The sequence below is a fragment of the Psychrobacter coccoides genome (assembly GCF_017498085.1).
In the GTDB taxonomy this organism is placed as follows: Bacteria; Pseudomonadota; Gammaproteobacteria; order Pseudomonadales; family Moraxellaceae; genus Psychrobacter; species Psychrobacter coccoides.
Genome location: NZ_JAGBKM010000008.1, coordinates 85,961 through 109,437, shown reverse-complemented (window position 1 = coordinate 109,437; position 23,477 = coordinate 85,961). Strand labels below are relative to the sequence as shown.

Annotated in this window: 17 protein-coding genes; 14 read left to right on the top strand and 3 right to left on the bottom strand. The window is 45.4% G+C overall.

Annotation, left to right across the window (positions count from 1 at the left end; all coding sequences use genetic code 11):
* Window positions 1-462: 462 nt before the first annotated feature.
* The 7 genes from J3492_RS06255 (at window position 463) to J3492_RS06225 (ending at window position 10,451) form a co-directional block, all read left to right on the top strand.
* A complete protein-coding gene (locus J3492_RS06255) occupies window positions 463-2,097 on the top strand; it encodes a cardiolipin synthase (protein WP_207990947.1) in 1,635 nt (544 codons plus the stop codon).
* A 37-nt stretch (window positions 2,098-2,134) separates the two neighbouring features.
* A complete protein-coding gene (locus tag J3492_RS06250) occupies window positions 2,135-3,523 on the top strand; it encodes a tetratricopeptide repeat protein (RefSeq protein WP_207990946.1) in 1,389 nt (462 codons plus the stop codon).
* Window positions 3,524-3,588: 65 nt separating this feature from the next.
* Window positions 3,589-5,181 carry a 3-deoxy-D-manno-octulosonic acid transferase gene (locus J3492_RS06245; RefSeq protein WP_207990945.1) on the top strand — a complete coding sequence of 531 codons (1,593 nt, stop codon included), beginning with the start codon at window positions 3,589-3,591 and terminating at the stop codon, window positions 5,179-5,181.
* Window positions 5,182-5,267: 86 nt separating this feature from the next.
* On the top strand, window positions 5,268-6,017 hold the full coding sequence (locus J3492_RS06240) for a 16S rRNA (uracil(1498)-N(3))-methyltransferase (RefSeq protein ID WP_207990944.1): 750 nt from the start codon (window positions 5,268-5,270) through the stop codon (window positions 6,015-6,017).
* A gap of 214 nt (window positions 6,018-6,231) precedes the next feature.
* Window positions 6,232-7,365: an extracellular solute-binding protein gene (locus tag J3492_RS06235; RefSeq protein ID WP_207990943.1), complete on the top strand. Its 1,134-nt coding sequence runs from the start codon at window positions 6,232-6,234 to the stop codon at window positions 7,363-7,365.
* 75 nt (window positions 7,366-7,440) lie between these two features.
* On the top strand, window positions 7,441-9,117 hold the full coding sequence (locus J3492_RS06230; RefSeq protein ID WP_424108390.1) for an ABC transporter permease: 1,677 nt from the start codon (window positions 7,441-7,443) through the stop codon (window positions 9,115-9,117).
* Between the two features lie 68 nt (window positions 9,118-9,185).
* Window positions 9,186-10,451, top strand: coding sequence for an ABC transporter ATP-binding protein (locus J3492_RS06225; protein WP_207990942.1), 1,266 nt, complete (start codon window positions 9,186-9,188; stop codon window positions 10,449-10,451).
* A gap of 35 nt (window positions 10,452-10,486) precedes the next feature.
* On the opposite strand, the gene J3492_RS06220 is transcribed toward J3492_RS06225, so the two are convergent.
* Together J3492_RS06220 and J3492_RS06215 are read right to left on the bottom strand one after the other, a co-directional pair.
* Complete coding sequence (locus tag J3492_RS06220) at window positions 10,487-11,356, bottom strand: methyltransferase domain-containing protein (RefSeq protein ID WP_207990941.1); 870 nt, start codon at window positions 11,354-11,356, stop codon at window positions 10,487-10,489.
* A gap of 55 nt (window positions 11,357-11,411) precedes the next feature.
* A complete protein-coding gene (locus J3492_RS06215) occupies window positions 11,412-11,693 on the bottom strand; it encodes a hypothetical protein (RefSeq protein WP_207990940.1) in 282 nt (93 codons plus the stop codon).
* Between the two features lie 375 nt (window positions 11,694-12,068).
* Here J3492_RS06215 and J3492_RS06210 point away from each other — a divergent pair, with 375 nt between their 5' ends.
* The 7 genes from J3492_RS06210 (at window position 12,069) to J3492_RS06180 (ending at window position 22,429) form a co-directional block, all read left to right on the top strand.
* Window positions 12,069-13,736, top strand: a complete 1,668-nt coding sequence (locus J3492_RS06210; protein ID WP_207990939.1) for an alpha/beta hydrolase family protein — start codon at window positions 12,069-12,071, stop codon at window positions 13,734-13,736.
* A 400-nt stretch (window positions 13,737-14,136) separates the two neighbouring features.
* Window positions 14,137-16,929 carry a DNA gyrase subunit A gene (gene gyrA / locus J3492_RS06205; RefSeq protein ID WP_207990938.1) on the top strand — a complete coding sequence of 931 codons (2,793 nt, stop codon included), beginning with the start codon at window positions 14,137-14,139 and terminating at the stop codon, window positions 16,927-16,929.
* 204 nt (window positions 16,930-17,133) lie between these two features.
* Window positions 17,134-18,204 (top strand): EamA family transporter RarD, encoded by a 1,071-nt coding sequence (rarD, locus tag J3492_RS06200; RefSeq protein ID WP_207990937.1) that lies wholly within the window; start codon window positions 17,134-17,136, stop codon window positions 18,202-18,204.
* 641 nt (window positions 18,205-18,845) lie between these two features.
* Window positions 18,846-19,916: an EamA family transporter RarD gene (gene rarD, locus J3492_RS06195; protein WP_207990936.1), complete on the top strand. Its 1,071-nt coding sequence runs from the start codon at window positions 18,846-18,848 to the stop codon at window positions 19,914-19,916.
* A 409-nt stretch (window positions 19,917-20,325) separates the two neighbouring features.
* Complete coding sequence (locus tag J3492_RS06190; RefSeq protein ID WP_207990935.1) at window positions 20,326-20,994, top strand: glutathione S-transferase; 669 nt, start codon at window positions 20,326-20,328, stop codon at window positions 20,992-20,994.
* 43 nt (window positions 20,995-21,037) lie between these two features.
* A complete protein-coding gene (locus J3492_RS06185) occupies window positions 21,038-21,286 on the top strand; it encodes a hypothetical protein (protein WP_207990934.1) in 249 nt (82 codons plus the stop codon).
* Window positions 21,287-21,331: 45 nt separating this feature from the next.
* Window positions 21,332-22,429: a ribonuclease Z gene (locus tag J3492_RS06180; RefSeq protein WP_207990933.1), complete on the top strand. Its 1,098-nt coding sequence runs from the start codon at window positions 21,332-21,334 to the stop codon at window positions 22,427-22,429.
* Between the two features lie 36 nt (window positions 22,430-22,465).
* Here J3492_RS06180 and J3492_RS06175 read toward each other — a convergent pair whose 3' ends face one another.
* Window positions 22,466-23,422 carry an ATP-binding protein gene (locus J3492_RS06175; RefSeq protein WP_207990932.1) on the bottom strand — a complete coding sequence of 319 codons (957 nt, stop codon included), beginning with the start codon at window positions 23,420-23,422 and terminating at the stop codon, window positions 22,466-22,468.
* Window positions 23,423-23,477: the final 55 nt, after the last annotated feature.

Here is a 23,477-nt window from a genome sequence, read left to right as displayed (position 1 = left end):
CTACCAACTGAGCTAATCACCCTGAAGAGCGTATAAAAAAAGCAATGCTTTTTTAGCTCTGCAAGGAAAATCCTTTAAATAGGATTTTCAAAAGCTTTGTACCTAAACGCAATATTATAAGTATCACTGCAATTTTAGCTTCGCAAGAGAATTTTCCTTAAAGGGAAAATTCTAAAAGCTTCGATATTCAAAGCTGTCACCCTTTGAAAGGCTTTTAACAGAAGATAGCTAACTAAAGCCTCGCTCTGTGGGTGTGTATTATATACATTTACACATACCTGTCAAACGTTATTTTAATTATTTTAGCAAATAATTAAAAATAGGGCTTAAAAACCATGATTTACAATAACATAAGTCGATTGGTCTGAAATGCTGCTACAAAGATACTTATGATTGTTACCTATTGTTTGAATGGCAAAAGCTACTATACTACTTATGTTTTTTGCTTTATTTTTTTAGTTCATGGAGGCTGTTATAAACGATTTGGCTACTGGTCATTACTTGGCTGCATGGTCGTGGGGCGACCTTGCAGGGATAGGATTGGTACTGCACATTATATTGATGGTGGTCATGACTTTACGTGTGGTATCGGTACAGCGTAATATCGGGGTGACGATTGCGTGGATAGCGGTCTTATATATCTTACCTTTGGTTGGTTTTATCGCTTATATTCTCGTAGGTGAGCCGATGATTGGCCGTCGTTACCGTGAGCGCATGGATCAGGCAAGCTTGCTTATGAATGATATGGCGACCCGTGAGCGTCTGATATTTAATCAAGGGCAGGACTTATTGTCAGACAGCTACCGCGGCGTCAGTCGTATCGGGACACGGCGAACTGGGTTTGGGGTCTTTCCTGGCCATCAAATGCAGCTGTTGACATCGCCGCAAGCGATTTTTAGTCATATTATTTATGATATTGAGCACGCAAAGCGCACTATTTTTATAGAGTTTTATATTATTTACCCCAAAGGACAGGTGTTAGAGGTGCTGGCAGCGCTAAAAGCGGCAGCTCAGCGTGGGGTTGAGTGTCATCTTTTGGTTGACAGTGTCGGTAGCTTTAGTTTTTTTAATGGGACTGAGCATCAAGCTTTAGAGCGAGCTGGCGTGTTTGTGCATCAATCCTTACCAGTGGGGCTGTTTAAAACACTCTTTAAGCGCTCAGATTTGCGCAATCATCGCAAAATCGTAGTGATTGATGAGTATATAGGTTATACGGGTAGTTTTAATCTGGTAGATCCTAGATTTTTTAAACAAGATAAGAATGTCGGTCAATGGATTGATTTGATGATACGCAGTGTCAGCCAGCAGCCAGTGAGTATCGCAACAGCGATGGCCAAAGTCGTCGTGACTGATATTGGTGCAGAAAACAACGATAACTTGCATGCGCTACATCAGCGGGTCAACAGCTACACACGAAAGCTGTACGTGCTCAATCCGACCATCAATGATATCAACAGTCGGGTAGAGGTCTTGAGTGAAAAAACACGGGAGCCAGCACCAGAGATAGGGTCAACTTCGATCTCGATCCCACCAATGCCAGTGGTTGATGGTGTGATTGCGCAGCTGATTCCCTCAGCGCCTCAGTTGACCGCTCATGTGATCTATAATACGTTGGTCACAGTGATTCATCGTGCTAATAAGCGGATTCAAATTACCACACCATACTTTGTCCCTGATGAGCCGATATCAGGTGCGTTGATAACTGCAGCGAAACGTGGCGTAGATGTGACACTGATTGTCCCAGAAAAGGTGGATTCGTTTTTGGTACAGCATGCTTCACAAGCTTATTATCAAGAGCTACTAGAAGTTGGAGTAAAAATTGCACTGTTTAAAGGAGGATTGTTACATGCCAAAACAGTGGTGATTGACGATGATTACTGTCTGTTTGGTACAGTAAATATTGATATGCGCAGCTTTTATCTGAATATGGAAGTGAGCTTGGCAATATATACGCCTGAAATGGTCGCTCAAGTGGCTGAATGCCAAGATGTCTATTTGCAGCACTGTCGCTTTTTAAGCTTAGAAGAGTGGCAACAACGCCCTGATTCGCAGCGTTTGTTTGATAATGTGGTTCGTTTATTTAGTCCTTTGCTTTAACGCTGTTTATAAACTTATACCAAGGATTTAGTCCCTGATGTCTGCTCCCAATCATCATAAAACAATACCCAAAACATCTCTAGACTATGTCGCTGAGGGGTACTGGCAAGACTTCAAAGCAGCGCAGCCTGTCGCTGGCGGCGTTGCTTATGAAGCGCAGCTGCATGAATGCCAATTGGACGAAACCTTAGCCAGCTTGCAGCGAGTAGATACACTGATCTCGCATGTTCGCCGTGAGCTGACCAAGTCTGACCGTTTAGATGAAACCAAGCTATTGGATGACGACCGCTATCGTCATCTGTTATGGTTTTTGGCTTTTTATGCGGGGCGAGTGCTGGCGAGGCAATGGCATGTTTTGGCACAGTGGTATGGTCAGTCCGAATTGCAAAACCGCTATCCCAATCTTGTTCTAAAAGTAGATGACTTTTATCAGCAGATGGCGGTCAAGTATCGAGATGACATTAGGGACGATACAGGTGTTTTTTTTGCACTAGAGCCGATAGGCCAACGGCTGTTTGGGCATATCGATCGTAGGTTTCAGGCCACACAAGGGGGAGGGCCGGTGACAAGTAGCCTGTATCAAGCGGTTTGTGCTCGTCTACCTAAGGCGAGCATGGCAGCTGCTAACGACACTCAAAATCTAAGCCAAAGCGACAATCAGTATCAAAGCCAATCTGTGCTCATGACAAAGACCACCTCTGGGCTGACTAAAGAATCTTTAGACACACCAACGTCAGTCAAAAAAGATCAGGTTGCCAACACCCAGGTCTCACCAACGCCAAGTACGCCACCTGAAGCGGTAATCTCCCCTAAAACCACCGCTCCCACACTTGAGATGTTTAGTCAGTTGTTGTTAGAACTTGATGATATCGAGGTTGCACAAAGCGCAGGTGTCACTGAGTATCAACAAGCACGAAAAATTCTAGATCAGTTTGAGCGTTATATAGCACAGCAACAAAAACCGCGGTATCAAGTACGGTTTTCTGACCAGCATAAAAAAGCACGTCGGCAGGCACTACTCAAACTACAGAATGCTGCCAAACTTGGTCATACCAGTGCCATGCTAAGGATGGCGATGTACCAATTGCTAGATGAAGGGTTGGATACAGACCTTGAGTCAAGCAAGGAAGCAGGCGTGGCTCTGGTCAAGCAAGCAGCCGATAAACAAGACAGTCGGGCTCAGCGTTTATTGAGCAAAATGTACTATCAAGGTGTTGGGGTAGCGCAAGATCTCGACAGTGGCAACTATTGGCTTGCGCAGGCGGCCAAAAACGGCCATGCAGAAGCGGCTGAACTAGAAGCGCAGTGGCAAAAAGCACAAGCGTTAATAACCACTCAGCAACAAGAGCAGCACAGTATCAAACGTTATCAGCTGCTGATAGCAGTGATACTGGTGCTTACTGTTTTGCTCTTTATTTTTGTATAAGCGCTATTTGTTTATCACAATCTTTAATAGACTTTATCCCTTTTACTACTACTCTGGTTTTCCTCATGCCAACTTCTAATATCCCGCCGCCTAATACAGAACCGAAATCGCCCTCGAAGCAAGCTTCACGCAAAAAACGAGCAGTGGTGAAACCACCAAGCTATTATCGATTGGTAATAAGACTGTTAAAGCCCCTGTATCAGGCGCAAGTCTGGCACCGTTCGCATAAGCGACCCAACTACCAGCAAGAAGTGGCTCAGCGTTTTGGTAAGCAATATCCACCACTACCTATGTCTGCCACGGCGTCATCGACTCATCGTATTATTTGGTGTCATGCCGTATCGCTTGGCGAGACCAATACAGTTGCGCCGCTACTGGATGCGCTATTGGCCCAAGGTTATAAGGTTTGGTTGACCAATACCACGCAGACAGGGCACGCTCGGGGTGCAAGCCGCTTCGCCGAAGAGATTGCACAAGGCCGTATGAGCCATAGCTATGTACCAGTAGATGCTCCTGCGGTCATCGAGACTTTCTTAGCGCATGTGCAGCCAATAGCGGCTTTGTTTGTCGAAACCGAACTGTGGGCAAACATCTTGTCAGCCTTGGCGCAAAAAAACATTCCCAGTATTTTGGTCAACGGGCGTTTATCTGCGACCTCTTTTGATCGTTATCAAAAAATTAGTGCCGTCAGTGCCAGCATGATGCAAAACCTAACGCTCATCATCGCTCAAGACGGCGAATCTGCTAAACGCTTTCGTGAACTGGGGGCGCAATGTACTCAGATACGTGTCGCAGGCTCACTAAAATGGGTAATTAATACCCCCAAAGCTACCAAGCTGGCTGCCAAACCTCAAACAGCAGCTGCAGACAAGGAGCTGCATGCCAAAGCGACAGCAGACATGGCTATGAGCAGTAAAAGTGACGTTGTGGCGGCAGAGCGCCAAGTTTGGGTGGCGGCCAGCACTCATGATGGCGAAGAAAGCGCCGTCTTGATGCTACAAAAAAGACTGCTTGAGAGAGCTGAGCTTGAGAATACTTTGCTGATTATCGTACCCAGACATCCTGAGCGCTTTGATGATGTTGCTACGTTGATTACAGCGTCAGGATTACAGATGGCCAGACGCAGTAAAAACGAGGCCATTACCGCCGATACGCAAGTATATCTGGCAGATAGTATGGGTGAGTTAATGCACTGGTACGCTATAGCGGATGTGGCATTGGTGGGTGGCTCTGTGGTCAATATTGGTGGCCACAATCCTGTGGAGCCCATGAGTATCGGTACGCCAGTTCTTATGGGACGATACACACAGTCGTGTCAAAGCGTGGTAGATAAGCTTGCCAGTGTTGGTGCTTTATATCAACCTGACAATGAGCATTATCAAGCGCTTGCTGTAGACGAACACGCCAGCATCGAATCTGCCCATACACATGCAATAAAGGCAATCAGTACTGAGACTGATGATGAACATAAGGCTTGTGCTGATATCGAACGGATTTATCAGCAGTTAATGCTTTGGTTGAGTCGTCCGGATATTGCCAAGCGCGCAGGGCAGATAGGTGAGCAGATGACAGTGCAGCAGCAGCAAGTGCTGACACGACAGCTCAATATGATACAAGAGGTTATTGAACAGCATGCTATTGAACCAGAAGTCATCTAAGTAACCTCTCACACTCTAGTTTATAACGTTACTAAAACTAGGGGGCAGACGCTCATCTACGACCCATAAATCATGACGGATCATCTATGAACTGTATCTTATTGCCCAAGTCCGATATGACGCTACCTGATGCGCAGATTAATGATGCGGCTCAAATCACGCACATTAATAACGTGCTAAAACTACAAGTTGGCGATACGCTAAAAATAGGTCAGCTCGGTGGCAACCTTGGCACAGCAGTCATCAGCAGTATGTCATCTGATAGTATCAAGCTAAGCGGCGTACAGCTTGACATAGCAGCACCGCCAAAGTTAGATGTCACTGTGGTGCTGGCCTTACCACGCCCAAAAGTACTGCGCCGCCTGATTATGGATATGACAGTACTTGGGGTGCGGGATATAGTTTTGATCAACAGCTACCGTACACAAAAAAGCTACTGGCAAAGTCCGATGCTGGCACGCCTTGAGGCGTTTGTTTTAGAAGGTCTGCAACAAGGCGTTGATACCGTAGCACCGCAAATTCAACTGCGAAAGCGTTTTAAGCCTTTTGTGGAAGATGAGCTGCTCAGCCTGATGAAACCTGATGCTATCGTCGCCCATCCTTACAGTGAGATGTCATTAACACAGTACAGTCAGCAAAATGCCATCTCTCAAGCATCAACAGCCAAGGCTGTTTTGCCAAGTGTGGTTTTTATAGGCAGTGAGGGCGGCTGGATTGACTATGAGATTGAGCTACTGGCTGCTCAGGGCTGCCAAGCGGTACATATGGGCTCAAGAATTTTACGCACAGAGGCGGCGGTAAACGTGCTGCTTGGACACTGGCTACTGCATCAGTAGCACGGTGATACCAGCATATCGGTTTTATTTCAAACTCACCATAGGTATGATAAATGTATTGATAACTAATCTCATTTAGATTAGTATGTGGTTTTAGTTTTTATGATTAACTGACTTTTATTAAGCTTATTGTGGGTTTAATAATCGCTCAGCAGCTTGCTATCCATACAATCTCACCTATCTACTATTTATCGCAATAATTATGGAGAACACCATGTCAGTGACTGCGATTAGCAAAAACCTATCCTTGACTCGCCCTGTTAAAGCCACTTTGTCTGTCGCTGTATTTGGCTTCATGCTAGGTCTGGCGGGCTGTAATAATGCCTCTACACCTGCCGACAGTGCAGAGACAGAATCGCAAACACCTGAGCAAGAGACGGTAACGGATACCACAGCTGCATCTGCTGATAGCGACCAAGCTGTGACCATTTATTCGTCACGTAATGAGCAGCTGATCAAGCCATTATTGGATAAGTATACTGAAGCCACGGGCGTAGATATTGAGCTGGTGACTGATAAGACTGGTCCGCTTATGGCACGTCTGCAGGCAGAAGGTCAAAACACACCTGCCGATATGTTACTGACCGTCGATGCAGGTAACTTATGGCAAGCCTCCCAACAAGGGTTGTTGCAGCCAGTAGCGTCAACCGTACTTGAGAGTAATGTCCCTGCCAAATATCGTGATCCAAACGGTCATTGGACAGGTCTATCTCTACGTGCCCGCACGATATTCTATGACCCAAGCAAGGTAGATGCGGACCAGTTGTCTACCTATGCTGATCTTGCAGACCCAAAGTGGAAGGGTAAGCTATGCTTACGCACCTCAAAGAAAGTCTATAATCAATCACTGGTTGCCAGTATGATTGAGCACTTAGGGGCTGAAAAGACAGAAGAGGTCATACGTGGCTGGGTAGATAACTTGGCGACAGATGTGTTTAGTGATGATACCAGTTTGCTAAAAGCTATCGCCGCAGGTCAGTGCGAAGTCGGTATTGCCAACAGTTATTATTATGGCCGTATTTTAGACGACAATCCTGATTTCCCAGTTGAGATATTTTGGGCAAACCAAGGTGGCACGGGCACTCACGTCAATGTCTCAGGTGCAGGCGTAGTCGCCAATTCAAACAATCCTGATGGCGCACTTAAGCTAATGGAATGGTTATCATCTGATGAAGCACAAGGCATCTATGCCAGTGCTGACAAGGAGTTTCCAGTAAAAGAAGGCGTTGATAAATCAGATATGCTCAGATCGTGGGGCGACTTTACCCAAGATAGCATCAATGTAGCAAAGTTTGGTGAGCTACAGACTCAAGCGATTCAGATGATGGATAAAGCCGGTTATAAATAAAAAGTAGGTTATAAATGATTTGCTAAAAGGTATATAATTTGGCTTTTATGCGTATGACACGGTAGTATTTTTATTATGACAATGACAAAAGCTTCTATTAAAGAAGATCATGCTGTCAAAGAAGACACTGTCAGTGACAATCATGCTATCGGTCAAGAGCATGTCATCTTTAAGCGTGTTTTTTCGAAATCAGTCCTAGGACTGATTTCGTTGTTTATGCTTATCCCGATTTTAGTAGTGCTCTTTTCATGGACACAGCCAGTTGCAGATATTTGGGAGCACATGACCGACTATGTGCTGCCGCAAGTCGCCAAAAACACAGCCATCTTACTGCTCATGGTGACTGTGATTGCAGGTAGTATCGGTACGGCTTTGGCATGGATCACGAGTATGTACCGCTTTCCAGGCCAGCGGTTTTTTTCGTGGGCACTGATGTTGCCGTTAGCGATGCCCGCCTATGTGTTGGCCTTTGTCACCGTTGGTATCGTCGATTTTAGTGGACCTTTGCAGACGGGGTTGCGTGATTTGGGTGTTAGTGCTGCGATACCCTCAGTACGCAATGTCTGGGGGGCAGGGCTGATACTGTCTTTAGCGTTTTATCCTTATGTTTATCTGCTGGCAAGGCAGGCGTTTTTATCACAAGGTCGCCGTGCGATTGAAGCGGGTCAAATGCTAGGGCTAAGCCGTGGTAAGGTGCTGCTGCGTTTGGCATTGCCACAAGCGCTGCCTTGGATTATTGGCGGTTTACTGCTTGCCTGTATGGAAACATTGGCAGATTTTGGTGCAGTGTCAGTGTTTAATGTAGATACTTTTACCACTGCTATTTATAAAGCATGGTTTGGTTTTTTTAGTCTCACCACAGCGGCGCAACTGGCCGCCTTGCTTATTGGCGTCGTGTTTATAGTGGTGTTTTTTGAGCAATATTGGCAAGCTCGGCGTGGTAATACAGTGACGCAGGGCAACAGCCGCCGTTTTGAGACCAGTACCGCTGCCAAAGTGGCGATGATGCTGTTTTGTGCTTTGGTGTTTTTTATAGCATTTTTACTGCCGTTTTTGCAGCTGCTATATTGGACAGCGATGAACTATCAAGAAGATTTTGATGCACGCTACATCGATTTTGTCACCAATAGTCTGATGATAGCGAGTATGACCACGCTGCTCATCGCCTTTTTTGCTATTATTATTGCTTGGATTAAACGTCAGTATACTGACCCATCAACCAAGCTGATGATTACCTTGGCCAATTTAGGTTATGTAGTACCAGGTACGGTGCTTGCTGTCGGTGTTTTTATTCCTATCGCTTGGCTTGATAACCAGCTGATTGCTTTTGGTCTGAGTTCCAAGCAACTGCTGTCAGGCAGTGTCATTGTGATGCTGCTTGCGCTTTCAACCCGTTTTATGACGGTTAGTTTTCAGCCAATCGATCGTCAGTTACAACGGCTGACAGTTAATCAAGAAGCTGCAGCGAAGATACTGACCACGAATCCACTACAGCGCTGGTATCAAGTGGTATTACCAGTGCTCAAGCCTGGCGTGCTTACGGCTTTGTTAATGGGGTTCGTCGAGGTCATGAAAGAGATGCCCATTACGCTTATGACTCGGCGGCAAGGCTGGGATACGCTTGCGGTACGGGTGTTTGAGATGACCAGTGAAGGGATGTGGGCACGAGCGGCACTACCGAGCTTACTTATTGTACTGGTGGGACTGATTCCAGTATGGATTTTACTGCGTCAAAGTGATAAAAACAGTTAAAGTGTGCTTGGTCGTTTGGACAAGGTATGCTTGTGGTAGTACTTCTTTTTTTCTTATCGGTAACATTTATGCAGAAAAACCTGATTAAAGCCTCAGCAGACCTTACAGAGCAATCTAAGCATACTCTTGCCCGCCATAAGGCCCAGCATGATACTCATCAACAAGCGCTGTCAGCAACTGAGGAAAAACCTTATCTCAAGGTGAAAGATTTGGTAGTGGGCTATGATGATATCACTGTCGTCGATGGCTTATCTTTAACCTTAAAGCAAGGCGAGATAGGCTGTTTTTTGGGATACAGTGGTTGTGGTAAAACCACAGCGTTACGTGCCATTGCCGGATTAGAGCCGACACGTCAAGGTATGATCAGCTTAAATGGTCAGCGTCTAACGGAGCAGACATCACGCACTTCATTTGCTGTGGCCCCTGCCAAACGTGGCATGGGCATGGTGTTTCAAGACTATGCTCTATTTGGTCACCTAACAGTCGCCAAAAACATCGCTTTTGGGCTCAATAACTGGTCAAAATCTGACAAGCAGGCACGAGTGGCTGAAATGCTGCGTCTCGTTGAGTTGTCTGAGCATGCCAATAAACGCCCAGCTGAACTCTCAGGCGGGCAACAACAGCGTGTCGCTTTAGCAAGGGCTTTGGCACCTAAGCCTAAGCTTTTATTACTTGATGAGCCATTCTCTAACCTAGATGTGGTGCTGCGTGAATCACTCGCTATGAGCGTACGTGATATTTTAAAACGCACCAACACCACAGCCATCTTGGTCACTCATGACCAAAACGAAGCCTTTGCCATCGCAGACAAGGTCGGCGTCATGCACGAAGGCAAGCTGGTGCAATGGGCGACTCCGAGTGATCTATACCATGAGCCTGTCAGTCCGTTTGTCGCTGAGTTCGTCGGTGAAGGGGCGATGATAGATGGGATTATCCAAGAGGGGCATGTCGAGACGGCACTGGGTGATATTTATCGGCGTATGGAAGTCTGCGATGAGCTGGGGCGGCCGCAGTACTGTGAGTATGACTATCCCAATGGCACGCCCATCAAAGTACTGGTACGCCCAGATGATATCATTCATGATGATGACAGTAGTCAGACAGCGTTAGTCGTTGGTCGTGTCTTTCGGGGTGCCAACTATCTGTATCGCTTGCAACTTGCAGATGGTCAGACCGTCCTGTCATTAGTACCCAGCCATCACAACCATGAAGTCGGCTCTCACATTGGTATTTTGCCTATTCTCGAACATGTGGTGGTATTTGATGAAAAAGACATCAACGCCACCACGTGGTCAGAGTACGACAGAGCGGATATGGTTACTGAGGTTCAGTAAGCTGATCTCAGCTAGGTGTTTTCACCGAAATCTGTTTAGGCTTGACGCATGGCCATCACATGCAGATAACGTCCGAGCCATTTATAAGGCGCTTGTTGTGAGTAACGCAGCTCCATACGTATGACCGCCTCTGGGTCATTATGACCGCCACGCTTTAGTGATACATAGTCATGAAAAACACGCAGGCCACTTTCGATGATCACTTTATAATGATGCTGCTGTAACCAAGATGCCACTTCTTCTTTGGCGACTGGATAACTGGGTGTCAGGCTTTTTTTGTTGTCTGCATGATAATTGGATTTTTCAGATACAGCATCCAACAAATTAAAGTTGCCCATGATGAGATTGCGGTAGTCAAAGCTTGCTGGATTATAAAAGCATAATGACAGCACACCATCATCAGTCAGTTGGCTATCAAAGAAATCCATCACCGCTTTAGGCTCCGCTAACCATTCGAGCAAAGCATGACATAATATCAAATCAAACTTGCCTACATTGTCTGTAGCCAGCTTCTCTGCAAGCGCTTGATAAGGGCAGACGTGCCAGGAGATATTAAGTGCTGTGCTTTTTTGTTTGACGCTCGCTTTTGCTTTTGCCAACATATTTGCTGAAATGTCATTGATCACCACATGATGACCTTGTTCGGCAAGCTCTAGCGCAATCTGTGCCAGACCTGCGCCCACATCTAAGACACGTAAAGGCCGCCCAAGACTTTGGCTTAGCTGCTCGACATAGCCAAAGATATCTCGGCGCAAAACGGCCAAGCGAATCTCACCCTTTAGGCCACCGTAAACCTTTTTTTCAAAGTGATCCGCAATGCCGTCAAAGCTACGGTCTATCCGATCGTCTGTTGCTGCGACAAGGTGGTTTGAGTGAGGCTGGGTATCTTGGTGTTCAGTTGACATAATGCGTTCAGATAGATAGGTAAGAGGTTGAAGGGGATAAATTATGAAGCAGCTCCTAGCGTTTTAGACGTCTATTAATGACCCATTTGAAGATGACTTTCGATAAGGTGATAATGACAAATACCACCACAACAAACACCCACATTCCATTACCTTGTAGGTTTTCTTGATAAGCTTGCGCTAAGTATGCCGATAAGGCCATAGCCACCAGCAATGCTCCCCAGCGGACGTAGGGTACAGCACGATTATTGTGGTTAGGAAAGCTGGCCACATAATCGCTAGAGAAGCTATATAGCACCATCGCTAAAATCCAAACCAGCGCAAGAAGGATATCCATAATAAGAGTGGCCTATTTAGTGGTTATTTAAGAGTCATAAAAGATGAGTTAGTGTAGCGGCTAAAAAAAATTTGTCTATAGGCGACGAAAAAATAGCATCATGAACGCTTTTTATGTGATTAGGATGGTGATAAAAATGAAAGCTGTTGGCAACATACTGTAGGTCAACGCTTGGCAGTCATAAAATTGCAGATAAAGCCTATGACGTTTGCATACATACTTCACAGTAGCTATTTATAATACTTTAGGGTATAACCAGTAAGGTGATAGATACTGTTTTGATTAAACATAGGTTCTTAGTTTATATATAAAAAGCAGTGATAGATCACCGTTTCTGACGTTCAGAAAAACTTATTTTTGCTAAGGATAGCGCTTATGATACCTTCTAAAAATAACACCAATTCTGCTACTCGTATTCATTCTACTTCTTTTATCCATTCAACAAACACACCGATAATGACACGTTGTCTCTTATCAGTAGCCATCGCCAGCAGCTTACTGCTGGTTGGTTGTAACGACGACAATGATAAGATTACTTATACCAATGCACCTCAGCATATCGCTTCTTTTACTGCCAGTGAAATAGATCAAGAATTACAAGAGGCCTCAGCGATAGGTAAAGCGGTCACGCCAGATGCTGTCTGCGGGGTCACGGTAGAAAAAATCAGCTATCAGACCAAAGGCTCAGGCGGTGAGGCGACTAATGCCACTGCTGCTTTGATGCTGCCTACTGGTGAGAGTAAAGACTGTCAAGGTGATCGCCCAGTACTCTTACATGCTCATGGTACAGCGACTGAGAAGTCGTATGACTTTACGCAAGTAGGCAATACTGATAACCCTGCTGGGGCGAGAGCGACTTTAATGGCGGCAAACTTTGCTGCTCAGGGTTATATCGTCGTCGCTCCTAACTACGCTGGATATGACACTTCTACTCTCGATTATCATCCTTACTTAAACGCTAAACAGCAATCAGAAGAGATGGTGACGGCTCTTGATACTGCTCGTTCTCTTATTAAACAGCAACAGAGTGTTAATAATACCAATTATATCAATGTTAAAGATTCTGGAAAATTATTCTTAACAGGTTACTCGCAGGGTGGGCATGTGGCTATGGCGACTGCTCAATTACTACAAGATCAAAATAAAGTGGTTACCGCTATCGCACCATCTTCAGGGCCTTATGCGTTAGCTGCGTTTGGTGATGCTATAGTATCCGGTAATGTCAACGTCGGTGCTACTGCTTTTGTGCCGTTATTGGCGAGAAGTCTACAAAACGTGGATGGCAAGATTTATCGTAATCCTACTGAAATCTTTACTGATCAGTATGCGGGTACTAAGCTACCAACAACGTCAAGCTTTGAAGATCTTATAAGAGCTGGCAAGCTACCACAGACCGCTTTATTTGAGGCCAATACTAACGAAACAGGCTTTGGGTTTGATACACAAAATTATTTGATTCAAACGAGCTTTCGCGCGGCTTATCTAGCAGATGCTCAAGCAAATCCTGATAATTTATTAGCAGACACAGGGCTGTTACCAGAGCAAAATCCACAAAACGAGTTACGTAAAGCGTTAAAAGCTAACGATTTACGAGGTTATACTCCAAAAATGCCAACGCTGATTTGCGGTGGTAATCAAGACCCAACTGTTTTTTATGATCTCAATACTGGCGCAATGGCAGGGATACTGCAGCAAGTAAGTGCAAGCAGCCCAACCGTTAAGCTTAATGTTACAGTCTTAGATGTTGATGCTACTAATGATGAAGATCGTGTACAGAATACGGTAACCTCAATTGGCTCAGCTATGAGCAATCCTTGGATGCTAACTTCAGCTATACCAGATATTCAAACTAAATTTGCTGGAACGGTGCAATTGATTGGCAAAAATGCATATGATCAGACTATTAATAGCGGTGGTACAGTAGCAGAAGCACAGTATGCTGCACAAGTTGCTATAGCCAGTACGTATCACGCTGGTCTTGTTAGCACTGCCTGTATCAATGCCACCCGTCAATTTTTTGATCAAGAATTTAAGTCAATTTAAAAGCTTTAAAACTTACGTTAGATCAATAGTATTACTATTAAAAAACTGTATTCATTGGATGCAGTTTTTTTACAATAACAGCAAAAGCTGTCAATCCAAATAGATATATCGTTAGGGTCAGCGAAAAGCTAATCAAGAGTCATAAATAATGATGACTAGTGACCTGATTTGCTTGATTTTAATACCGTGCAAATGCCCCTAACACGGCAAATTTGTGCTAAAATGACTTCTTTTATTCAACATTAAAACTATCGCTATTTCTCTATAGAATTGAGTTGTTTGTAAGCTTTTTTGATGGTCACTATCTTCATAAAATGACGGCGCATTTGTGCCGTTATTTTTGACTGTAAATGCTTATATATAAAAATATTAGAGAGTGGGTGTGAGTGAAGGAGTGTATATGAGCGAATCGGTCAGTCCTATTGGCATCGTAGATGAACTAAAGCAATCGTATTTGGATTATGCGATGAGCGTGATCGTCTCACGTGCGCTGCCTGATGTGCGTGATGGGTTCAAGCCTGTACACCGCCGTGTGATGTATGCCATGCACGTGCTATCAAACGATTATAACAAACCCTATAAAAAATCAGCACGTGTGGTCGGTGACGTCATCGGTAAATATCACCCACATGGTGATAGTGCGGTCTATGATGCCATCGTGCGTATGGCGCAGGATTTTAGTCTGCGTTATCCGATGGTCGATGGCCAAGGTAACTTTGGCTCGATCGATGATGATCCACCGGCGGCCATGCGTTATACCGAAGTTCGTATGACCAAGCTCACGCACCAGATGCTTGCTGATTTGGATAAAGACACGGTCGATTGGGAAGACAACTACGATGGCTCTGAGCGCATGCCAAGCGTGATGCCAGCGCGTATTCCCAACCTACTGGTCAACGGCGCAACAGGTATCGCCGTTGGTATGGCGACCAATATGGCGCCGCATAACTTGACAGAAGTCATCAATGCTTGTCTGGCCTATGCTGCAAATCCGCAAGTTTCGGCGGAAGAGCTGATGTCGCATATCTCAGGCCCTGATTTCCCAACGGGCGGTATTATTTATGGCCGCGCGGGTATTTTAGATGCCTATCGCACCGGTAAAGGCCGCTTGCATATTCGTGGGCGCTATCATATCGAGCCGATGAGTGACACAGGTGTCAACCGTGATCGCGAGCGTATTGTCTTTACCGAAGTGCCGTATCAGGCCAACAAAGCTAAGCTGATTGAGCGTATCGCCGAGCTGGTACGAGACAAAAAAATCGAGGGCATCACCGAGATTCGTGATGAGTCTGATAAAGAAGGGATGCGTATCGCCATTGACTTGCGCCGCGGCGAGACGGCTGAAGTCATTGTCAATAATTTGTTTTTGCAAACGCCGCTAGAGTCGAGCTTTAGTATCAATATGGTGGCGCTGGATAATGGTCAGCCAAAACTGCTGACTTTGCGCCAGCTGATAGCCGCCTTTGTTCGTCACCGTCAAGAAGTGGTGACGCGTCGTACGATTTTTGAGCTAAATAAAGCGCGCGTCCGTGGTCATTTGCTCGAAGGTTTGACCGTTGCGCTCGCCAATATCGACGATATCATCGCCACTATCAAAGCCTCGGCCAACCGCGGCTTGGCACGCGAGAGCTTATTAAATAATACATGGGGCTCCGGTAGTGTCGTGGCGATGCTAACAGCGGCTGGTAGCCAGTCTGTGCGTCCTGAGTTTATCGAAGGCGAGGACCCAAAAGCGCCGTTTGGTTTGATCGAAGGTGAGGAGCGCTATCGCTTATCACTTGAGCAGGTCAATGCGATTTTAGACATGCAGCTGCACCGTTTGACGGGGCTTGAGCAAGACAAATTGACCGAAGAATATCAAGATTTGCTGCGTGAAATCGCTCATTTGGAGTCGATTCTTGGTGATTTTGATAAGCTGATGAGTATCATCTCTAATGAGCTTATCGAGATTCGTGATAACTTTGGGGATGAGCGCCGTACCGATATTATCGACTCGCGTATGGACTTTAACCGTGAAGATCTCATCCCTGAGCAGACTGTCGTGATGACTGTCTCGCGCACCGGCTACGCCAAAACACAGCCTATCGATGATTATGTGGCGCAAAAACGCGGCGGCAAAGGCAAGTCGGCAACTGCTATGAAAGAAGATGATGTGATAGATCACTTGGTAGTGACCTCGACGCATGCGACCGTGCTGTGCTTTACGGACAGCGGCCGCGTCTTTAGCTTACGTGGGTTTGAAGTGCCGATTGCTAGCCGAGGCTCACGCGGTCGTCCATTGGTCAACCTCATCAGTTTGGATGCTGACGAAACCGTCACCACCATTTTGCCTATTCCAAAAATCGTCGAAGAGCTGTCTGGCAATGCTGTGAGTGATGGCGATGATGATAACTCAGAGAGTAGCAATGAGGCCGAGCCGCCGTTTGTTTTCTTTGCCACTGCCAATGGTACGGTGAAGCGCGTAGAGCTCAAGCAGTTTGCCAATATCCGCTCCAATGGCTTGATTGCCATTGGTCTAGAAGACGGTGACAAACTGGTGAGCGCCCGTATCACCAACGGTAGCCAAGAGGTGATGCTGTTTGCATCGAGTGGTAAAGCCATTCGTTTTGATGAAAACGATGCCCGCGCCATGGGCCGTACTGCCAAAGGTGTACGCGGTATGCGTTTGGCTGATGATGAATTTATCAAATCACTAGTCGTTATCGAAGATGATATACGCGAAATCCTTATCGCTTGTGAGAACGGCTTTGGTAAGCGTACCTTTATCGACGAGTTTAATACGCAAAACCGCGGCGGCGGCGGTGTGATAGCCATCAAAACCAGCGCACGTAATGGCGCACTGGTGCGAGCGACCAAGGTTGACCCTACAGACGATATCATTCTAATCTCGGACAAAGGTACGCTCGTGCGTACGCCAGTTGAGCATGTGGCCAGCTCTGGTCGTAATACTCAAGGCGTGACCTTGATTCGTTTATCAAAAGATGAAAAGCTCGTCGCTATGGCACGTGTGGAGCATGAAGAGAACGATGATGAGCTGATTGAGGCCATGCGGGAAGATGGGACGTTTGATGTTGCAGGTCAGGAGCAGCAGGCGGTCGATGCAGTGACTGACAGTACGGCTAGCACTGATATCAGCGACAGTATGGATATGGCCAATGATGATACTATTGATGAAGAGTCAGATGACGAATAACGGTTTCAGCAGTTAGCTTTTTAGTCGAGTCTTATCGTACTGTCTAACAAAAGCCTCTGACGTTATCGTCGGGGGCTTTTACTTTTTTGGCTTGGTTATAACAATAAATATATGACGGTGTCTAGAAGCATTATAGCTATGAGCAGTACTAGTTTGTGAATACTCCCTAAATCCTAATCCAGTTTTATTTTTAAGGTTGTTTTTATGCTGACTACCAACCGAACCTTTCAGGGAACTTTAGCCTCAGTATCATCGAGCTTTTTGTTTTCGATGATGTTTTTGTTTGGGCTGTTTATGCTGCCACTTACAGGGACTCAGGTAGCATCATGGCGGGTGCTTATGATGCTGCTGAGTCTGGTGTTATTGGTCAGTCTGACCAAACAGTGGCAGCATGTCTTTGATTACCTAAAAACCTTAAAAACGCCGAAAGACTGGGTGGTATTTATCTTACCAACGCCGATATTAGGTGGGCAGATTTGGCTGTTTATGTGGGGGCCAGTCAATGGCTATGGTCTTGATGTCACGTTGGGCTATTTTTTATTGCCGCTGGTGATGATTGTGATTGGGCGCTTTTTTTATCATGAGAATATGAGCACATTGCAATGGTCAGCAGCACTCTGCGCAGCGTTAGGTATTGGCTATGATATTTTGCAGTATGGCAGTATATCTTGGGTGACGCTGTTTGTCTGTTTGGGTTATCCGCCATACTATCTGCTCAGGCGTGCCATTGCGGTGCCGCCGATTACAGGGTTGTTGTCTGACTTGACCTTATTGACGCCAGTGGTGTTGGTTATGCTTTATGCTAGTGATGGCTTTGGCATGGCAGCACAGTACCCTAAATTTTGGTATTTATTGCCGCTACTTGGGGCGTTTAGTGCGCTTGCGATGTCGTTGACGATGATTGCCAGTAGTAAGCTGCCTGTGTCATTATTTGGTGCATTGAGCTATATCGAGCCTATGCTGTTATTTGTGTTATCGATCACGGTATTGGGTCAAAGTCTGGATGAGGGTGGCTCTTTATTTATGTATGGGATGATTGGTTTGGCATTATTGATCATGGTGGCCGATAGCGCTATGGGCTATATGATGCGTAAGCGTGATGATGACTTACATGGATACAGAGAGCCGCAAGTAGGGGGGTTCCCGCCACGTCGTCGTTTGATAAACCGCCGTATCGATGGGGTACTACAAGCCCATCGTTTTCGTAAGATTCGTCGCTATCAAAAAAAGATGGATAGAATACAACGAAAAATTGAGCAGCTTGATTCCAAATAAAAGGTATGAGGTAGTATGCAGTCGATACTCAGTACGGTTGGTGGATGCTGTACCAGTAGGGCTGTAATACTTGTAAATGGACATTATTATAGATTGACGGGTCAGTTAGATCGATGTATTGCTTATCTATTCTGACTTTGACATAATGCCGCCCGTGATAAATACGAGGTATAGTCGATACTAAATAAAATGGATACGTTATTTTATAATGCGAAACTGGTATAAATTTTTTTAGCTTGCTGTGCCTACGCCGACAGAGGCTGCAAAACCAACATTAAAAAACTAAGCATCCCAGTTCCGCTGTATCTTTTTCATATTAGACTGACTATAAAATCCACGCATTTATCTTAAAGTATGATGATTGTAGTCGAAGAAAGTTAAGGCCGATATATTTATATTTTCGTGCTCTTAAAGCACCTTTGACCATAGCTTTATGTTTGCAGTATAAGCATCTTATAGACAAAAAGCCTCCGACGTTCGCGTCTGAGGCTTTTGTTTTTCTCTAAAATTGCCAAGGAAGCGCGCAAATACCATTGCCAAAAGTTAGCGTAAGGCGGAAAACTTGTGCACAAACTACTGTCGTAAGTTTGACCCCGTCAATCGTAATTTTGGGTCTGGTATCACTTTTTAAGGCTATTATTATGTTTACCACCAACCAAACTGCGCAGGGTACGATCACTGCGGTGGCAGCTAATTTTTTATACTCGTTATTGTTTTTATTTGGTTTGATTATGCAGCCCTTGTCAGGTACGCAAGTCGCTTCATGGCGTGTCATCATGATGCTGATCAGCTTGGTGCTGTTAGTGACCGTGATGAAACAGTGGCAGCATATTGTAGATTATCTAAAAACGCTAAAAACCCCGATGGAGTGGTTTTTGTTTCTCATTCCAACGCCGATTTTGGGTGCGCAAATTTGGATATTTATGTGGGCGCCTGTAAATGGCTTGGGACTGGATGTGACGTTGGGCTATTTTTTATATCCAATGATTATGATCATGGTTGGCCGGTTTTTTTATAATGAAGAGATGAGCCTGCTCCAATGGTTTGCGACTATATTTGCTGCCATTGGTATTGCTTATGACGTGTTTCAATACGGCACGATATCGTGGGCGACTTTGTTTGTGTGCTTGGGTTATCCGCCTTACTATCTATTGCGCCGCAAGCTTGCAGTACCGCCCATCACAGGGCTGATCTCTGATCTTGTGTTATTGTTACCTGTGGTAATAGTGGCCTTATATTTTACTGGCGGCTTTGAGTTGGCCATCACGACCAGTAAGCTGTGGTACTTGCTCCCATTATTGGGCATTATCAGTACGGCGGCGATGTCATTGACCATGGTTGCTAGCCGCAAGCTGCCAGTCTCCTTATTTGGTACTTTATGTTACCTTGAGCCGATATTTTTGTTTGTGTTTTCGATCACGTTGCTGCAGCAAAACGTCGATGAGGGTGGCTCTTTATTTATGTATGGTATGATTTTTGCTGCGTTGATGATTATGATACTAGACAGTGGGCTTGGTTATCTGGCACGTCGTCGTGACAATCGTTTGCATGGTTACAATGAGCCGCAGGTCGGCAGCTTTCCACCGCGTCGTCGTCTAAAAAACCGCCGGATTCAAGGCGTGCTCACAGCGCATCGATTCCGTAAAATCAGACGTTATCAGCACAAGATAGATAAGATGTCGCATAAAATCAACCAGCTTTATTCCAAATAAAGAGACCCGATGTAAGGGCGTATTTGTGATGACTGAATGGGGTTGATAGTAATGACAGGGCGTAAATAAAATAGATGCATTACATGAGTAAGCTGGGCGGGTATGGGAGTATGGATAGTATTTCGAGCTCACTATATTTAGGCTCTGTTTTTAAGATAGAAAATAGAGGGGCACGTTATTTATATCAATGTTGCTATAAGTGCGTTATTATCAGGAGTTGGTTTTAGGGTCTATTAAACAGTCGTAAACAGTCGCTGTCAGTGCTATTTTTGATAGTCTTAATGCATGAGTATCACGATCAAAGGCCATCATGACCTAAGCAAACAGCGCCTTGACAACATACCCATGACGATGAGTAAGCGTGCCAGTCATCAGCAGTATCATCACTATTAATTTTTAGGATAAGTTTATGTTACACCTGCATCATTTAGAGAACTCACGCTCGTTCCGTATTTTATGGTTATTAGAAGAGTTGAATGTCGATTATCAGTTGACTTGCTATCAGCGCAATAAAGCCTTTCGGGCACCCGAGAGCCTAAAAAAAATTCATCCACTTGGCCATACCCCTATATTGGAAGTGAATGATCAGGCTCTGATAGAATCTGGGTTTATCATTGAGTATTTGCTCAAGCATTATGATACAGAGCAGCAGTTTAAACCTGCTGACGATAACGAAGCGGCGTGGGAGGCTTATACTTTTTGGCTGCACTTCGCTGAGGCTTCAATTATGCCGTTATTGGTCATGCGCTTGGTGTTTACCAAGGTTGTCGAAAAGTCGCCAAGACTTATCAGGCCAGTGAGTAAAAGCATTCGCAAACAGGTCGAGAACAATATGATAAATACCAGCTTGACCAAGATGCTGCTGATGATGGAAGATCGTCTGCAAGACAATCACTGGTTTGCAGGGACAGAGTTTAGTGCTGCTGACATTCAGATGCACTTTGCTGTTGCCGCTGCCAATGCCGGAGAGGGCTTAGATAGAATTAAGTATGCCAACATCATTATTTGGTTAAAACGCTGTCAAGAACGTGAGGCCTTTAAACGAGCTGAAGCCAAAGGCGGTCGTATTCAGTTCTAACCCCTGCCGCTTTCATTGATAAAAGTTTTTAGAAGGTAAAACGATGACAGACCCTGATAATATCAATACTAAAGCTACGGATACTGAAACCGATAGCTTGATAAGACAGCAGGCAGATGCGCAGCAAGTCTCAATCAAGGCGTGGACACAAAAACTGTTGGTGGTCTTATTGTGTATAGCCAGTTTTTATGGCGGCTGGAAGTCTTATGAGTCTTATATGGTCAATGAATGTGCGATCCATGGAGGGCAGATGGTTGAAGGGCAAAGAACGTTATTGTGCCAGCTGCCTTAGTATCGGCGATATATGATGAGTGGTTATTCATGAGAGATATTGCTTATGCTTAAGCTTACTTTTTTGGGCACCTCGGCAGGGGTGCCAACCAAGCAGCGTAACGTCACTGCGTTGGCGGTGGAGTGCCTCAATCCTTATCTGTCAGGCTCTAAGCAACATAGCAAAAAATCACGGCCATGGTTGCTCATTGATTGTGGCGAGGGCACGCAGCAGCAATTGTTGCATACCAAACTATCGCTGCACCGGCTCAGCGCTATTTGTATCACTCATGTGCACGGTGATCACTGCTATGGCTTGCCTGGGCTGCTTGCTAGTGCTGCCATGTCAGGACGAACTGCGCCATTGACCCTTATCGCTCCAAAGGCCATCGCTAAATTACTAGATACGATAACGCTCACCACTGAGCTGTACTTTCCATTTGCCATCAACTTTATGGCGATAGAAGATTTGCTGTCGCAACAAGGCAAGGAAAATAGCGCTAAGCTAGACGTCAGCATAGATAAGCAAGCCTTAACTATTGATATTCATCCTTTATCGCATCGGGTACCCTGCTATGGGTTTGGCATTACTCAGAGCATCAGTCGTCGCACCCTCAATACCGATAAACTGCTGGCAGAAGGTATCCCAGCCAGTGCGTTATGGGGTAGGCTGCAGCAAGGTGAAGATGTGATAACTGAAGACGGCAGATCACTGCGCGCAACAGATTATGTCAATAGCGAAGTATTGCGAACCAGAGTCGTGGTCGCTGGTGATAATGATACACCAGCTTGTTTGAGCGCCGCCTTGACGGATACCCATCTGTTGGTACACGAGGCGACGTATACCGCTGATGTGCTCGCTAAAGTACAGGCCAAGATACAAGCCAGCCACTCAGATTATGACCCGATGCACAGTAGCGCTGCGCAAGTCGGCAGGTTTGCACAAGACAGCGGTCTTCAAAATCTCATCTTGACGCACTTTAGTGCTCGTTATCAAAGCTTTGATAATCCTGAGAGTGAGACACCCAATATGGGACATATTCGTTTGGATGCCGCAAGCACCTACAAAGGCAATCTATGGCTGGCGGCTGACTTTGAGCAGTATCTGGTCAAAGGTACTGATAACCAGGTGACGTCCTTGGGTTTGGCTCATCACAAATCTTGAAGCACTGGTAGCTTTAGGCCAGACTTGATACAGTCCCTAAGAAGGGTTGTCTAGCGCTGCCAACTGCATTTGACCGATCCAATAACGACTAAACTGATACGCCACCCGTCCTGAGCGTCCGCCACGCTGTGACGCCCAGCGCAATGCCTCCGCTCTAATATTCTCATCAAGCGCTTTATCATCGCTGTCGTTGCTCGTGTCAGTATGAATGACACTGTCAGTCATCTGGGCTTGCTGTAAGCTTAAATAATGTTGGACAATTTGCAAATAAGTCTGCTGGTTCATCGGATAAAAAGACAGCCACAATCCAAAGCGATCAGAGAGTGAGACGGTTTCATCAATGGTCTCATAAGGATTGACTTCGTCGGTTTGACCATCATAGATGTTGACATTGTCTTTCATTAATTGCGGTAATAAATGACGACGATTACTGGTGGCATAGACCAATAGCTTGTCTTGCTCAGAATCAAGCGATCCATCAAGCACACTTTTCAGCGTACGATAGCTTTCATCTTGACCATTAAATGCCAAATCATCGCAATAGACAATATAACGACAATCACAATCAGTAGGCAGCTCATTGATCGCCGCACGAATTTTATCCAGTACAAGTAAGTCGTCACGGGCGATCTCGATAATGCGCAGCCCTTCGCTATGATAGGCATGTAGCAAAGCCCGAATCAGCGATGATTTACCTGCACCACGAGTACCCGTCATCAATACATGGTTGGCGGGGAAGCCTTTGAGAAACTGCCGCGTGTTCTGTATCAGCTTGGATTTTTGGGTGTCGATACCTTGCAGGTCGTCTAGGCTCAAAAACAAATTGACAGATAGCGGCTCTAAATGCCCTGAGCGCCCACCGACCCAGCGGTAAGCCAACTGTTCAGGATCTATTTTGATATCAGGTGTGATACGCTCTGTTAGGTATGTCGTGAGTAGTGTCAATAAAGACTCAGGCAAGGCGTAATTAGAAGCATTAGACGGTATAGACATAGCATGGTTACTTGTAAATATCGATAAATTAAGTGTGAATGAGCGAAGGGTACGA